Source organism: Proteus sp. LHD240705 (assembly GCF_047921555.1).
Classification (GTDB): Bacteria; Pseudomonadota; Gammaproteobacteria; order Enterobacterales; family Enterobacteriaceae; genus Proteus.
On sequence record NZ_JBLRMI010000001.1, the window covers coordinates 645,758 to 660,906 of the forward strand.

The following is a 15,149-nucleotide window of genomic DNA, read 5'->3' on the forward strand; positions in this document are numbered from 1 at the left end:
TATTTAAGAATAAGAATTGACGCAATATTGCATAAAATTAAGCGTATTGCATTAAGATTAATATTATTAATAAATTTAAATTAAACCCTATCATTAAAAGAGCATTCAATTAATGATGTTTAATTTAAATTAATACAATTAAGTTAAGATCATAAAAAAGCCGCACAACATATATTGTGCGGCTTCTCATATTTTTAAAGAAGAATACTTATTTTACAGGCTTACTGAAAGCAGCTTTCAGTGCAGCAACCATTTGATCATTTTGTGATTGTGTTAATGGTTTACCTTTATCACTGATAAATTGTAAACTACTGCGGTTATTTAAATCGCCGACTTGTAATTTATAATCCGCTTCTTCAACAGTTGGTCTATCAACACCTAACGCACTCCAGTTTGCACTGCTCATTCCTTTATAGGTTACTTCAATTGAACCTTTAGAACGTGTGCGATCGCCCATCTTCATACCAACACTTTCTAATGCAATAGGTAATCTATCCCAAACCACATCAAATGGTGCACGAACGATGATCACTGGAAGGCCAGCATTATCACTGCCGCTTTGGACATCGATAATACCTTGTATGTTGCTGCTTGCCGTATTTTCGCTTAAATTACGCATACGGTTTAAGCCATCAACCAATTCGTTAAGCATTAAAATATTATAACGCTTCACTTCAGCCGGATCAGTCATTTCAGTTTCGCCTTGGCGTAAACCTTCATTAGTCACTGTTAACGAAATAACATTACCTGACTGAGCAATTACTAAACGCTGACGTGTTTGGAAAGGTACGTTTTCATCAGCACGTAACCATGTGATCCAATCAGTATGGAGCTCTTTTTGTCCAGCATCACTTTTAACAATCGCAATACCTTTCTCTTTTAAGATAGAGCTAACTTGTTCATATAGTGTTGTGTTTTCAGGTGAGTTTGGTAATAGCAAACGGCTGTTATCTGCATTATTTTCACTACGAGAACCACTTAATAGATTCAATGCTTGAGTTGGTGGACGAATATCAAGCGCTAAACCAACAGGTTCAGTTCTTTTAGGGGTTGGAATGTCATATTCCCCATTTTGCAAAGGCAACACCATACCCGCCGGAATCGCTAAATTCTTTAGCCCTGCTGTCTCTAAATAAGACTCATCACCACTGACCTGACGTTTATAGCGCTGATCACTTGAACAGGCTGCCAGTAAGACCACCAGCGACAGACCCGCGACTTTCATAATCTTTGATTTATGCAATAGTGTTGCCATTAAAATTCCCTAAGTTTTACAGTATTCCCGCTGTTAACAGCGCTTTCTCAACAATTTGCTGACCTGATGATGTCAACGGAGTCATAGGTAAGCGCAATGTGGCGTCTTCAATCAATCCAATACGTTGACACGCCCATTTAGCTGGGATTGGATTAGGTTCAACAAATAACTGATGATGTAAGTCCATCAGACGTCGGTTAAGTTCACGTGCTTTCGCAAACTCACCCGCATTTGCTAATCGACATAATTCTACCATCTCTGACGCAGCAACGTTAGCAGTAACCGAAATAACACCCTGACCGCCAAGTTGCATAAAGTCTAATGATGATGCGTCATCACCACTTAATAAGATAAAACTATCATCATTAACCAACTCTTGGATTTGACTAACACGACTTAAGTTCCCTGTCGCCTCTTTAATTGCCACAATATTATCCAACTTGGCTAAACGTGCAACAGTTACAGGCAATAAATCGCATCCAGTACGACCCGGTACATTATACAGGATTTGTGGTAACTCGGTGCTTTCAGAAATCGCTTTAAAGTGCTGATATAACCCTTCTTGTGAAGGTTTATTATAATATGGCGTTACACTTAAACAACCTGCAATACCTTTATTTTCAAACTGTTGTGTAAACCAGACTGCTTCAGATGTTGCATTAGCGCCCGTACCGGCAATGACAGGAATACGCCCATCAGCCATATCTAATGTCATTAAAACGACATCAACATGCTCGTCATGACCTAATGTTGCAGATTCTCCAGTTGTACCGACAGAAACAATTGCAGCACTGCCTGCCTTAACATGATAATCAACTAATTTACGTAAACTAACCCGGTCAACGTTGCCTTTTGCGTCCATTGGTGTCACCAATGCCACCATACTGCCTGTAAAATTAAATTCGTTATTCACCATAATCATTGCTCCGAGATAGACGTATACTCAATGGTACTCATTCATTGCTCTATTGAAAACTACTTAACTCTAGGTTTCTAATGAAATTTGCTAATATTCTTTGATATGAATTAAAGAGATATAATAATTGAAGATAGTGAGCAAGGGATCTTGGCAGAAATCGAAATTTGTGTTTACCTGTTAAGAATAAACTGAAAGTCAAAAGGAACCTTATTTTGCCCATACCTGATAAACATTTTCTCGTCATTACTGCATTAGGTGCTGACCGTCCTGGTATTGTTGATACCATTACACAATTAGTCAGCCAATGCGGATGTAATATCGAGGACAGCCGACTTGCGATGTTTGGTCAAGAGTTTACGTTTATCATGCTACTTTCAGGTGGCTGGAACGCTATTGCACAGTTAGAAGCGTTGTTGCCCATTAAAAGTGCGGAACTGGATTTATTGACCGTAATGAAAAGAACGACCAATGGTGCACCAATTACCTATCCTTCAACAATTGCAGCGAAAGTTGATATTGAAGATGCGCCCGGTATTGTAGAACGCTTTACTAATCTATTTAGCCAACATAATTTTAATCTTGCTGAATTAATATCTAAAACACATCCATCAGAAGATGGCTCACCTGCCCGTTTAGAAATACAGATTACGGCGCATAATCCATTAGATGATCATGGTATTGTTATTAATGAGAAATTTAATCAATTATGTACAGAGCTGAACGCTCAAGGCACAATAAGTATCGTAAATAGTCTGATGATGAAACAGTAAAAAATGGAGAATGACCTAATGAACCCATTAAAAGCCGGTGAAAAGGCGCCTCAATTCAGTCTGCCCGACCAAGATGGAGAAACGATTAATTTATCTGATTTCGCTGGCCAACGTGTGCTCGTTTATTTTTACCCTAAAGCAATGACACCAGGTTGTACAACCCAAGCTTGTGGCTTACGTGATGAAATGGATGCACTAAAAAAAGCCAAAGTTGAAGTATTAGGTATCAGTACAGATAAATCAGAAAAACTTTCCCGTTTCGCTGAAAAAGAGATGTTAAATTTTACGTTGCTTTCAGATGAAGATCATAAGATCGCAGAAGAGTTTGGTATCTGGGGAGAAAAGCAATTTATGGGAAAAACTTACGATGGTATTCATCGTACAACATTCTTAATTGATAAAAATGGTGTTATCGAACACGTATTTGATAACTTTAAAACCAGTAACCACCATCAAGTCGTTCTCGACTATCTCGCTCAACATCCATAATTAATACTTCGAATTGATAAGATAACAGACAGCTTACACTGTCTGTTTTTTTATCTGTTTTTTATTAATATATTCAATGAGGTACTTAGCTTTTCTTTATATTTTGCTCATTCGCAATTTCATCGGGTAATGCATGCAATACTGCTTTTATCAGCGTTGCTAATGGAATAGCAAAGAAAACGCCCCAAAATCCCCACATTCCACCGAATATAATCACTGATAATATAATGACTAACGGGTGCATATTTACGGCTTCAGAATACAGAATTGGTACTAATAAATTACTATCTAATCCTTGAACAACAAGATAAGCGATAAATAACGCCCAGAAATCAGAGCCTAATCCCCACTGCGATAATGCAATCACAATAACTGGGATCGTTGCTAAAACAGCACCAACGTAAGGAACTAAAACAGAAACACCGACAATAACAGCAAGTAATACAGAGTAGCGTAAGTCAAAGAAAGCAAATACAAAATAAGTGAAAATACCCACAATTATCATTTCAGTGACTTTACCGCGAATATAATTGGTAATTTGCTGATTAACTTCAATCCAAACTTGTGCTGCCAATATTCTGTTTTTCGGCAAAACACGACGAACCGCATTAAGCATCTGTTGCTTATCTTTAAGTAAGAAGAAAGTCATTAAAGGAACAAGAATAAGATAAATCGACAGTGTAATAATTCCGATTAACGAAGCTAAAGATACTTTTAATACAGATTCAGCCACCGTTGAGAACTTGCTGCGTAAATTTTCTGCCATCATATCAACGATGCCAGCATCCATTAATGCAGGGAAGCGATCGGGTAATTCATGTGCAAATGCATTGAACTTATTGATCATATTTGGGATATCTGAAATCAGTGTCATCCCTTGTTGCCACACCGTTGGCGCTAAAATCAAAATAACAATGGCACTAATACCGATAAAGAGTGTCAGAATTATCGATACTGCCCATATACGGGCACATCCTAATTTTTCAAGTAAATGAGTTGGCCACTCTAAAAGATAAGCAAGCACAATTGCCACCAATAAAGGAGCAAGTATGCCACTGAAAAAATACAGAATTGAAAAGCCGGCAATCAAAATGACCACAAGGGCGATAACTTGTGGATCAGCAAATCGGCGTTTGTACCATTGAACAAGCAAGTCCAGCATGAAAATAAAGATCCTTTATAATAATCAGAACAATAGAGCTATATGTATTCATTTACATAAGCAATAATCTTTTGACAGATTTTACGTTAGGTTTTGCTATCATACATCATTAATTATTAATTATTCGTTAAGATAGCCATCAGGATACAGTTGTATGAAACTCAGACTTAAAAAACCCTTAGTCGCGCTTCTTGTTTCTGCGTTGCTATCAACATCAGTAGTGCCAGCGAATGCTGCGATTGATATTGAAGACTCTTTACCTGATATGGGAACGACCGCAGGTTCAACATTAAGCATCAATCAAGAAATTGCTATGGGTGATTACTATACTCGCCAACTGCGAAATAGTGCACCATTAGTTTTTGACCCATTACTCTCTAACTATATTAATAATTTGGGACAAAAACTGGTTTCTAACGCCAGCTCAGTCAAAACCCCTTTTCACTTCTACTTAGTTAACAACCCCAATATTAACGCCTTTGCTTATTTTGGGGGAAACATTGTTTTGCATTCTGCCCTCTTTCGATATAGCCAAACAGAAAGTGAATTAGCTTCTGTTATGGCTCACGAAATCACACACGTTACTCAACGACATCTAGCGAGAATGCTTGAAGATCAGGCTAAAACAACACCTCTTGCTCTTGCAGGTGTATTAGGTTCTATTTTGATATTTATGGCAAACCCGAATGCAGGTCTTGCAACCTTTACGGGAAGTATGGCGGGTATGCAGCAAAATATGATCACATTTACACAAATGAACGAGCAAGAAGCAGACCGTATCGGAATACAGACACTCTATCGAGCAGGATTTGATCCCAAAGGGATGCCTGACTTTATGCAAATTCTTGCTGACCAAGTACGATATAGCTCTAAACCGCCTGAAATGTTATTAACGCACCCCTTACCTGATAGCCGTTTATCCGATGCAAGAAGCCGAGCCAGTCAATTTCCTGCTCGGCAGGTTCCACAGTCAGCTGACTTTCTGTTTGCTAAAATGCGTGTATTAACCATGCTGACGAAAAACCCAACATCAGAGAATGCATTACAAACGATACTTGATCAGTTTAAGCAAGGTACTGCTCTTGAAAAGTCAGCCGCAAATTATGCGCTAATACTGCTCTATTCTCGTGATCGCAAATTTGATGACGCAAGAAAATTGCTCACTCCGATGTTAGAAAAAGAACCTAACAATATTTGGCTTATTGATGCCATGACAGATATCGATTTAGAACAAAACCGTGCAGGTGATGCGGTTGCAAGATTACAACTCGCATTAAAGCAAAGGCCCAATAACAATGTCCTTATTGCCAACTTAGCGAACTCATATATGCATAATAAGCAATATAACGAAGCTAATCGCCTACTTTATCGTTATACCTTTGATAACCCAAACGATCCTATCGGCTGGCAATTAATGGCAGAAAATTCAGCCAAACAAGGTGATAGAGCTCATGAATTAGCTGCTTATGCGGAAGATTTAGCACTCAGAGGTGACTTTGAAACAGCGATCCGTTACTTAGGTGATGCAAGCAGACAAGTTAAGCTGGGTAGCAATGATCAAGCTCGCTTTGATGCTCGCATAGACCAATTAAGAAAAATTCAGCAAAGAGACAGCCAATTTAAATAAGGGACAATCATGACCAAAAAAGTGACGATTTATCATAATCCACGCTGTTCAAAAAGCCGTGAAACCTTACATTTACTCGAAGAAATGCAAATAACGCCTAATGTTATTCACTATCTAGATACAGCACCTTCAGTAACGGAGCTTAAAACACTGCTCAAAGCATTAGGTTTTAATGATGCAAGAGAGTTAATGCGCACAAAAGAAGAAATTTATAAAACGCTAAAACTGGCTGATGAAACATCACAAGATGCATTAATTCAAGCAATGCATGAAAACCCTAAACTTATTGAACGCCCTATTGTGGTTGTCGGTAATAAAGCCCGTTTAGGCCGTCCACCAGAGCAAGTAAAAGAACTGTTTATTTAATTTTCAAAATTTAAAGCCCATATTTATGTTCTTACATATATGGGCTTCTCTCTATTTACTTCACTATTAATCCCGCAACCGTTTACTCTCTTTTCTCAATTAATAAATAAATTATTAAATGTTGTTAAATTGTAAACATTACAATTAGCAAAGTGTTTCTTATTTCCACAATAGAAAAAAACCAATCGTTTTATGCTTTCAAAATTTTTCATCTCAACCTCATATTTTTTATGAGTAAGAAATCGCCATTTTTGAAAACTTCTATCGAGATCACACGACATCGTATAAACTCACAATTATAAGAAAAAAATAATCATGTGTTTCATTTATATTGTGACTCAAGTCTCTTTACACAAATGCATTCCTACATATCATGGATATCAGAAAATATGATAGCAGAATTGATAAACAATAAATTCTCGCCAAAATATTTTTTCATTATCATCCAAGAAAGAAATTAACAAAAAATACACATTTAAAACAATACTGCAACACAGCAATAAGCTTTCAATTTGTTATTTACTCTATCTCTTCTTTTATTGTTGTTTTTTTAACTTGATAACAATTAGTCAGTGTGAAACGAAGTTGTAGATGTATATGAAATAAACAACGTTATAGCCAACATTATGGGCAATTAAAACTAACCAATCGCCATTATTGGTGTCGGGTGATTGCTAGGCTAATAGGAAAACAGATGAATATCGTACTTAGATTAAAACTTGTCTCATTCCTCCAGTTCTTTATATGGGGATCTTGGCTTGTAACATTTGCCTCGTATCTCTTTGGAGAGCTGCATTTTAAAGGTAGTGATGTTGGGCTTATTTTCAGTGCTCTTGGACTTGCCTCACTTATCGCACCCGTCATCATGGGATTTATTGCAGATAAAATAAACAACCGCAAATTGGTGTTTATTACCCTGCATATTTTTTCTGCATTAGCATTAGTGTTAATGTCGCAAATGACGACAGTAACCACACTATTTTTTGCAACTTTATTACATTTATTGTTCTTTATGCCAAGTATCTCAATGGCAAACAGCATCATTTTCGAACTGTTAGAACAAAAACATTTAGAGCCTAATAACTATTTCCCTAAAATTCGTGTTTACGGCACTGTTGGTTTTATTGCAGCCATGTGGGTTATTAGCTTCTTAGGTTTAGGTAATAGTTACCACCAGCTCTTCGTTGCAGCGATCGCTTCTATTGTTTTAGCTGTATTTGCAATGTTCTTACCTGCAACTAAAGCAGCTGACAAAAATGAAACTAAAGCCGAAGAAGTGGCATTTAGTATCACTAATATCTTGCAAGTATTTAAAAAGAAAAATGTCGTTGTTTTCTTATTCTTCGCAACACTGTTAGGATCTGTACTGCAAATTACCAATACCTTTGGTGTGCCATTCCTACAAGATATCGCACAATCTCCAAATGCAGATGATTCATTCTTTGCACGTTATCCTTCTGTGTTCTTATCTATTTCACAGATTTCAGAAGTCGTATTTATTCTGTTTCTGCCACTGTTATTAAAACGTGTAAGAATCGAAACGATCGTTTTATTCAGTATGGTTGCTTGGATCTTACGTTTCGGCTTCTTTGCCTACGGTGACTACACATCACTAGGTCAAATCGTCTTATTGTTATCAATGATTGTGTATGGTTGTGCATTCGACTTCTTTAATATCTCTGGTTCACTGTTCTTAGAAAAAGAGATCCCTTTACAATATCGTTCAACAGCACAAGGTATGTTTATGACCTTAGTGAACGGTTTTGGTACTTATTTAGGTGCAATGTTAAGTGGCTGGGTCATTGATTTATATACCACCAATGGTGCGGTTGATTGGAAATCATTCTGGTTAATCTTCACTGGCTACACGGTTGCAATCACTGCACTTTATCTGATTTTCTTACTGGTTCCTCAGAAGAAAGCCAAAGTAGTAGAAGCAAACTAATTATTTAACCCTCCTCCTTTATTGTTTGTGTCTCTCGCCGCTTGCCTTGTATAAAGACAAGCGGTTTTTTTATCTTGTGTTTTTATTAGAAAAGACAAAAATAGAAAATTCATCCTTAATAAATAACAAATATTTGTTACCTTCAATGGGTGTTGAATTTGAAAAAGAGAGGTAGGATTGAGATTATTCGCCTCACCTAACGAGATGAGTGAGGCTATTTAAAGTTTGAGTATATCTTTCACAAATGGGATGGTCAGTTTACGTTGAGCAACAATAGAAGCGTGATCAAGTTCATCAAGCATTTCAAATAAGGTGCGCATTTTTCTATCTAAACGTTTTAATACAAAACGACCCACATCTTCAGGTAATTCAAACCCACGAAGTTTTGCTCTTAATTGCAGCGCCTGAATTTTTTCTTCGTCACTTAAAGGTTGCAAACGGTAGATTTGCCCCCAATCAAGGCGAGATGCTAAATCAGGAAGTTGTAACTCTATTTGGCGAGGCGGTCTATCCCCTGTAATTAATAAACAGGTTCGTCCATGCTCTAAAACACGGTTATAAAGGTTAAATAAGGCGAGTTCCCACTCTTCATCACCAGCAATACACTGAACATTATCAATACAAACTAAGGATAAATGTTCCATGCCTTCAAGAACATCGGGAACAAAATAGGCACGTTTATCAAGGGGAACATACCCAACAGCATCACCTTTTAATGAAAGCTCAGCACAAGCGGCATGTAATAGATGGCTCTTTCCACCTCCGTCACGGGACCAGAAATAGATATAACTGCCATGAGATTGATGAATGGCGGTTCGAATTGCCGCGACTAACGACGCGTTTTCCCCTGCATAAAAGCTATCGAATGTCTCATCATCGGGCAGAGATAGTGGTAATGATAGCTGTGACGGCGTATTCAGAAGCACCTCACCTGAATAGTTTAATAAACGTGGTGATTCTAACACAAATTCTCACAAGGTCAGAACCAATATTAAAAAAGCACATTGCACTGATTAAGATAACAGCAAGATCACCGAGATAAGCCTATTTTATATACTCCTATCACCTCATTGAAGGGTTTCCTAACTGTACCTCGAGTTATTTAGAGCCAAATCAGAAAGCATTCCGTGTTTAATTAGTTTTACTTTATTATCTGAATTTTAATTTCGCAACATCATTACCAGAAGGTTGCTGATAAATGTCGAGCTTAAAATATTTGGCTGATGCATTTATATACTCAAAAATTTCAGATTGAGTTTCTTCATATTCAACCCAAGTGGTTGCACGAGTAAAACAATATAACTCTACAGGTAGTCCCATTGGTGTAGGTGGCATTGTTCTGATCACTAAATACATATCAGGCCGAACATCACCACGCATTTTTATCCAATTTAGCATGTACTTACGAAATAACTGTAAGTTAGTCACGCCTTTTGTTTCTAACCACTCATTAATATCACCAATTTCTTCTTCTTTTCCTTCAAGCATCGTTTCTATGCTTTTACGAAGCGGCGCTGTATTTTTTAATTTTAATACTAACTCTTGCGTTGCAAATGAAATCGAAGATTGGTCAATATAAAAACTACGTTTAATCCGACGCCCTCCCGATGAAAACATCGGTTGCCAGTTAGTATATTTTTCGGTCAAAAAGTCTTTGGTTGGAATACGGGAAATTGTATTATCCCAATTACGTACAGTGATCGTATGTAATGCGATATCAATAACCTCACCGCTGATATTACTACTGGGTAATTCAATCCAATCATAAAGCTTTAATACTTTTCCGTTAGAGATAAGAATATTGGCAACAAAAGAGATAAGTGTATGCTGAAAAACAAACATTAACACCGCAGCAATGGCACCAAAGCTTGAGATAATAATAAGTGGTGATTGCTCAGTAAATAACGCAATGATCAGGATAAAAGAGATAATCCAGACCACAATTTTGGCAATTTCAATATAGCCTTTGATGGAATTATTTCGATGCCACGCTTTTTTAGCGTGCCTAATATTGAAGATATCAAGAGCATTATTAAGTAATGAAGCGATATTGATGATAATAAAGGCGCGAGCAACCGTTTCAAAGATAATATTCATTTCAGCTGAAAAAGACGGTAGTAGCTGATTAATATAGAGAACAAGTGTAACTGCAACAATAGATGCGCTCTTTTTAGCAATATCTTCTATGGTTTCTTCATCTGAAAGCTCAGTAAATAAAAAAAGTAAACGCTTTGCTATTCGGCGGAAAATCATTTTGGCGAGAAACCACACCACCAGCAACACAATAACTAAAAATATTGTGGTAAAAATCTGCTTTGATGTAATGAAATCATAAATTTCAATCAGCTTTTCCATAAATTACGTTATACCTTTTTTGAAACACCCCAACCTTAAAACGAATATCACTTAAATAGCAGATAAAATGCCTATTTCGCATAAGAACAGACCCCCATTGTCTCATTTATTTTATTTAAATAAACATCATGATTGAATTAATCATGCTTTTCTAAGTTTTTAATACTTAAAATATCAAAAATCTTAGTTTTTAATATGACATAAAAATAAAACACAATAAAAAAGGTGGAGATCATCCACCTTTTTTATTAATTTCAGCATATTGCTTTAGATTTTCTTAATCGATTACTTTTTGTTTGCTGTACCACTAACCGATTCAATGGTGTTATCCACTAATTCTGTTTCAGGGCGAACAACACTCACTAATTTAAAGATCAAGCTTAAAACAATACCCACGATGGTTGCTAATGCCATGCCTTTTAATTCAGCAGCACCAATTTGAATGGAAGCACCACTCACACCGACAATCAGAATAATGGCAGTTAATATCAAGTTTTGCGGTTTATTATAATCCACTTTTGAATCTAACAAGACACGAATACCTGATGCACCAATAACACCGTAAAGCAGTAATGAAACCCCACCCATAACAGGAACAGGTACAGCAGCGATAGCCGCAGCCAGTTTACCGACACAAGATAATAAGATAGCGAGAATTGCCGCACCACCAATAACCCATGAGCTGTAAACCTTAGTGATAGCCATAACACCAATGTTTTCACCATAAGTGGTATTAGGTGTTGAACCAAAGAAACCCGAAATAATGGTAGAGAAACCGTTTGCGAACATAGAACGATGTAAACCTGGGTTTTTCATTAAATCGCGTTGTACAATATTTGCTGTAACAACAAGGTGCCCAACGTGCTCAGCAATAACAACTAATGCGGCAGGTAGAATAATAAAAATAGCACTCCATTCAAAACGCGGTGAATAGAATGTCGGTAGTGCAAACCAGTTAGCTTCTTTAATTGGTGTAATATCAACAACGCCCAAGAAGAAAGAGAGTGCATAACCTGCTAATACCCCAATAAGAATAGGAATAATAGCAAGGAATCCTCTAAACATCACAGAGCCTAAGATAGTCACACCTAAAGTCACCATAGAAATAAGCAGTGTCTGACTATCAACTGGTGCATCTGCACTTGGTAATAATCCTGCCATTCCCGCCGCGGTTCCTGCTAATTCAAGCCCGATGACGGCAACGATTGCGCCCATTGCCGCAGGCGGGAACATCACATTAATCCAGCCTCGCCCTGCTATTTTGACAATACCAGCAACGATACAAAATAACACACCACAGACGATGAATCCCCCAAGTGCTAATTCATACCCTAAAGGTAACAACAAAAGCACAGGTGAGATAAACGCAAAACTTGAACCTAAATAAGCAGGAATGCGTCCTTTACAAATAAAGAGATAAAGCAGGGTTCCGATCCCGTTAAATAACAATATTGTTGCCGGATTAACTTTAAATAAAATTGGCACAAGTACGGTGGCGCCAAACATTGCAAACAGATGCTGAAGACTCAACGGGATTGTTTGTAATAATGGTGGGCGCTCTTCTACCCCGATTGCACGACGAGTCATGCTTACGACCTCTCTTTAATATGAATGTGAAATTGGTTTGTATATTTCTAACTATAGAACAAGATAATTAGGTTCAAAAAAAAGCCGACTATCAAAGTCGGCTTAATTATTATTTTGTACCAAATATCTTATCACCAGCATCGCCAAGACCTGGAACGATGTACCCGTGCTCATTAAGATGGCTATCAATAGATGCAGTATATAATTCCACATCTGGATGAGCTTCTTCTAATGCCTTAATACCTTCTGGAGCAGCAACCAGTACTAATACTTTAATTGAAGTACAACCCGCATTTTTTAATAAATCAATTGTGGCAATCATAGAGCCGCCTGTTGCTAACATAGGGTCAACAACAAGAGCCATACGCTCTTCAATATTGGATGCTAATTTCTGGAAGTAAGGGACAGGTTTTAATGTTTCTTCATCGCGGTAAACGCCAACTACACTGATTCGGGCACTAGGAATATTTTCTAATACTCCGTCCATCATCCCGATACCTGCACGGAGGATAGGAACTACTGTGATTTTTTTTCCTTTAATCTGTTCTATCTCTACCGAACCACACCAACCTTCTATTGTTACCGTCTCTGTTTCTAAATCGGCGGTAGCTTCATACGTCAGTAGACTGGAAACTTCTGAAGCCAGTTCACGAAAGCGTTTAGTGCTTATATCATGATCTCGCATCAGCCCCAATTTATGTTGAATGAGTGGGTGTTTTACCTCAACGATCTTCATAATTTCTCCTAATGTACGACGCAGCCTGACAAAAAAATCGCGAGATTATACCGCTTTTTTGCCAACATTCCATCGTTTTTCTATTGATATTGATCAAGCGCACAGCTTTTAACCACACCAACATGAATAATTGTGACCTATAAAGAAGATCCTCGCAAACGTTTGCTTTGCCTGTTAGAATAGCGCTCGCACACATTTTTTCTTAACAGCAACTTGCCGTGAGGGCTCTACGTGACTAACAAATCCTCTCTCAGCTATAAAGATGCCGGTGTCGATATTGATGCAGGTAATGCTTTAGTCGATCGTATCAAAGGTGTAGTAAAAGAAACCCGCCGTCCTGAAGTTATGGGGGGTTTAGGTGGCTTTGGCGCACTTTGTGCAATTCCATCTAAATACCGCGAACCTATTTTAGTTTCAGGCACAGATGGCGTAGGAACTAAACTTCGCCTTGCGATGGATTTAAATCGCCATGATGACATCGGGATTGATTTAGTCGCAATGTGTGTCAACGATTTAATTGTTCAAGGTGCAGAACCCCTTTTCTTCCTTGACTACTATGCCACAGGAAAATTAGATGTCGATACCGCAACACGCGTAGTAACAGGTATTGCAGAAGGTTGTAAGCAATCTGGTTGTGCATTAGTCGGTGGTGAAACTGCTGAAATGCCAGGAATGTATCACGGTAATGATTATGATATCGCAGGCTTTTGTGTCGGCGTGGTTGAAAAATCAGAAATTATCGATGGCAGCAAAGTTAAAGCTGGCGATGCTCTAATCGCTTTAGCATCAAGTGGTCCTCATTCTAATGGTTATTCATTAGTCAGAAAAATTCTTGAAGTCAGCAATACACAAGCTGAAAACACATCCTTAGGCAATAAATCATTAGCTGATCACCTATTAGCCCCTACTCGTATTTATGTAAAGTCACTACTTTCATTAATTGAAAATGTGGATATCCATGCTGTGGCACATATTACAGGTGGCGGATTCTGGGAAAATATTCCTCGTGTATTACCTGAAAATACGCAAGCGCGTATTGATAGTAAAAGCTGGGAATGGCCACTGGTTTTTAAATGGTTACAAGATGCGGGACAAGTCAGCACACATGAAATGTATCGCACCTTTAACTGTGGTGTTGGATTGTTAATTGCCGTTAACCCAAATGACGTTGAAAAAACATTAGCACATCTTGCTGAGTGTGGTGAAAACGCATGGTTAATTGGTGAAATTGCGCCACAAGCTGCGGGTGAAGCACAAGTTATTATTAACTAATGAAAACATGTGAATGAAAAATATTGTCGTCCTCATCTCAGGAAACGGCAGCAACCTACAGGCGATTATTGACGCCTGTAGGGCAAATAAAATCACGGGTAATGTGGTTGCTGTCTTAAGTAATAAAGCTAATGCGTATGGTCTTGAACGGGCAAAACTTGCTGATATTCCAGCATATTTTGTTGATCCAACTCTATATAATGACAGAGCTGATTACGATAAAGCATTAATTGAAAAAATCGATGCTTATCAGCCCGACATTGTGGTTTTAGCCGGTTTTATGCGTATTTTATCGCCTGATTTTGTGACTCATTATCAGCATAAATTATTAAATATTCATCCTTCTTTACTTCCTAAATATCCCGGATTACACACTCATCGCCAAGTTTTAGCGAATAAAGACTCTTTTCATGGCGTTACCGTCCATTTTGTTACAGAAGAACTTGATGGTGGTCCCATGATTATTCAAGCTCGCATTCCTGTTTTACCAGATGATACTGAACAATCATTACAAACAAGAATACAAGCAGAAGAGTATCGTATTTATCCATTAGCGATCGGTTGGTTAGCTGACGAGCGATTAAAAATGCAGAATAATCAAGCCGTTCTCGATGATATTGCGCTTTTCGACAACCTTGATTGACTATTTCGTTTAAGATAAAAAGT

At 37.7% G+C, this 15,149-nt stretch carries 14 protein-coding genes; 7 read left to right on the top strand and 7 right to left on the bottom strand.

Annotated features, from left to right (window positions below):
• Positions 1–208: 208 nt before the first annotated feature.
• Positions 209–1,255 (bottom strand): outer membrane protein assembly factor BamC, encoded by a 1,047-nt coding sequence (bamC, locus tag ACNART_RS03040; protein WP_109373653.1) that lies wholly within the window; start codon positions 1,253–1,255, stop codon positions 209–211.
• A gap of 16 nt (positions 1,256–1,271) precedes the next feature.
• The gene (gene dapA / locus ACNART_RS03045) at positions 1,272–2,171 is read right to left on the bottom strand and encodes a 4-hydroxy-tetrahydrodipicolinate synthase (RefSeq protein WP_198619854.1); all 900 of its coding nucleotides are present in this window, start codon (positions 2,169–2,171) and stop codon (positions 1,272–1,274) included.
• 215 nt (positions 2,172–2,386) lie between these two features.
• Here dapA and ACNART_RS03050 point away from each other — a divergent pair, with 215 nt between their 5' ends.
• Together ACNART_RS03050 and bcp are read left to right on the top strand one after the other, a co-directional pair.
• Positions 2,387–2,944, top strand: coding sequence for a glycine cleavage system transcriptional repressor (locus ACNART_RS03050; RefSeq protein WP_088495300.1), 558 nt, complete (start codon positions 2,387–2,389; stop codon positions 2,942–2,944).
• A gap of 18 nt (positions 2,945–2,962) precedes the next feature.
• Complete coding sequence (bcp, locus tag ACNART_RS03055) at positions 2,963–3,433, top strand: thioredoxin-dependent thiol peroxidase (protein WP_151435413.1); 471 nt, start codon at positions 2,963–2,965, stop codon at positions 3,431–3,433.
• Positions 3,434–3,518: 85 nt separating this feature from the next.
• Here bcp and ACNART_RS03060 read toward each other — a convergent pair whose 3' ends face one another.
• Positions 3,519–4,595: an AI-2E family transporter gene (locus tag ACNART_RS03060; protein WP_109373655.1), complete on the bottom strand. Its 1,077-nt coding sequence runs from the start codon at positions 4,593–4,595 to the stop codon at positions 3,519–3,521.
• Between the two features lie 154 nt (positions 4,596–4,749).
• Here ACNART_RS03060 and ACNART_RS03065 point away from each other — a divergent pair, with 154 nt between their 5' ends.
• From ACNART_RS03065 to ACNART_RS03075, 3 genes are all read left to right on the top strand, one after another.
• The gene (locus ACNART_RS03065) at positions 4,750–6,222 is read left to right on the top strand and encodes a M48 family metalloprotease (protein WP_198619853.1); all 1,473 of its coding nucleotides are present in this window, start codon (positions 4,750–4,752) and stop codon (positions 6,220–6,222) included.
• A gap of 9 nt (positions 6,223–6,231) precedes the next feature.
• Complete coding sequence (gene arsC, locus ACNART_RS03070; protein ID WP_109373657.1) at positions 6,232–6,588, top strand: arsenate reductase (glutaredoxin); 357 nt, start codon at positions 6,232–6,234, stop codon at positions 6,586–6,588.
• Between the two features lie 694 nt (positions 6,589–7,282).
• On the top strand, positions 7,283–8,533 hold the full coding sequence (locus ACNART_RS03075; RefSeq protein WP_109373658.1) for an MFS transporter: 1,251 nt from the start codon (positions 7,283–7,285) through the stop codon (positions 8,531–8,533).
• Positions 8,534–8,751: 218 nt separating this feature from the next.
• On the opposite strand, the gene hda is transcribed toward ACNART_RS03075, so the two are convergent.
• The 4 genes from hda to upp form a co-directional block, all read right to left on the bottom strand.
• Complete coding sequence (gene hda / locus ACNART_RS03080) at positions 8,752–9,459, bottom strand: DnaA inactivator Hda (protein WP_006533048.1); 708 nt, start codon at positions 9,457–9,459, stop codon at positions 8,752–8,754.
• 223 nt (positions 9,460–9,682) lie between these two features.
• The gene (locus tag ACNART_RS03085) at positions 9,683–10,888 is read right to left on the bottom strand and encodes a mechanosensitive ion channel family protein (protein ID WP_198632204.1); all 1,206 of its coding nucleotides are present in this window, start codon (positions 10,886–10,888) and stop codon (positions 9,683–9,685) included.
• A 285-nt stretch (positions 10,889–11,173) separates the two neighbouring features.
• Positions 11,174–12,475 (bottom strand): uracil permease, encoded by a 1,302-nt coding sequence (gene uraA / locus ACNART_RS03090; protein ID WP_109373660.1) that lies wholly within the window; start codon positions 12,473–12,475, stop codon positions 11,174–11,176.
• A gap of 109 nt (positions 12,476–12,584) precedes the next feature.
• On the bottom strand, positions 12,585–13,211 hold the full coding sequence (gene upp, locus ACNART_RS03095; protein ID WP_023581896.1) for a uracil phosphoribosyltransferase: 627 nt from the start codon (positions 13,209–13,211) through the stop codon (positions 12,585–12,587).
• A 231-nt stretch (positions 13,212–13,442) separates the two neighbouring features.
• Here upp and purM point away from each other — a divergent pair, with 231 nt between their 5' ends.
• Both purM and purN read left to right on the top strand, forming a co-directional pair.
• Entirely contained in the window at positions 13,443–14,483 is a 1,041-nt protein-coding gene (gene purM / locus ACNART_RS03100) for a phosphoribosylformylglycinamidine cyclo-ligase (RefSeq protein ID WP_368926574.1), read from the top strand.
• 13 nt (positions 14,484–14,496) lie between these two features.
• Complete coding sequence (purN, locus tag ACNART_RS03105; protein WP_198619851.1) at positions 14,497–15,126, top strand: phosphoribosylglycinamide formyltransferase; 630 nt, start codon at positions 14,497–14,499, stop codon at positions 15,124–15,126.
• Positions 15,127–15,149: the final 23 nt, after the last annotated feature.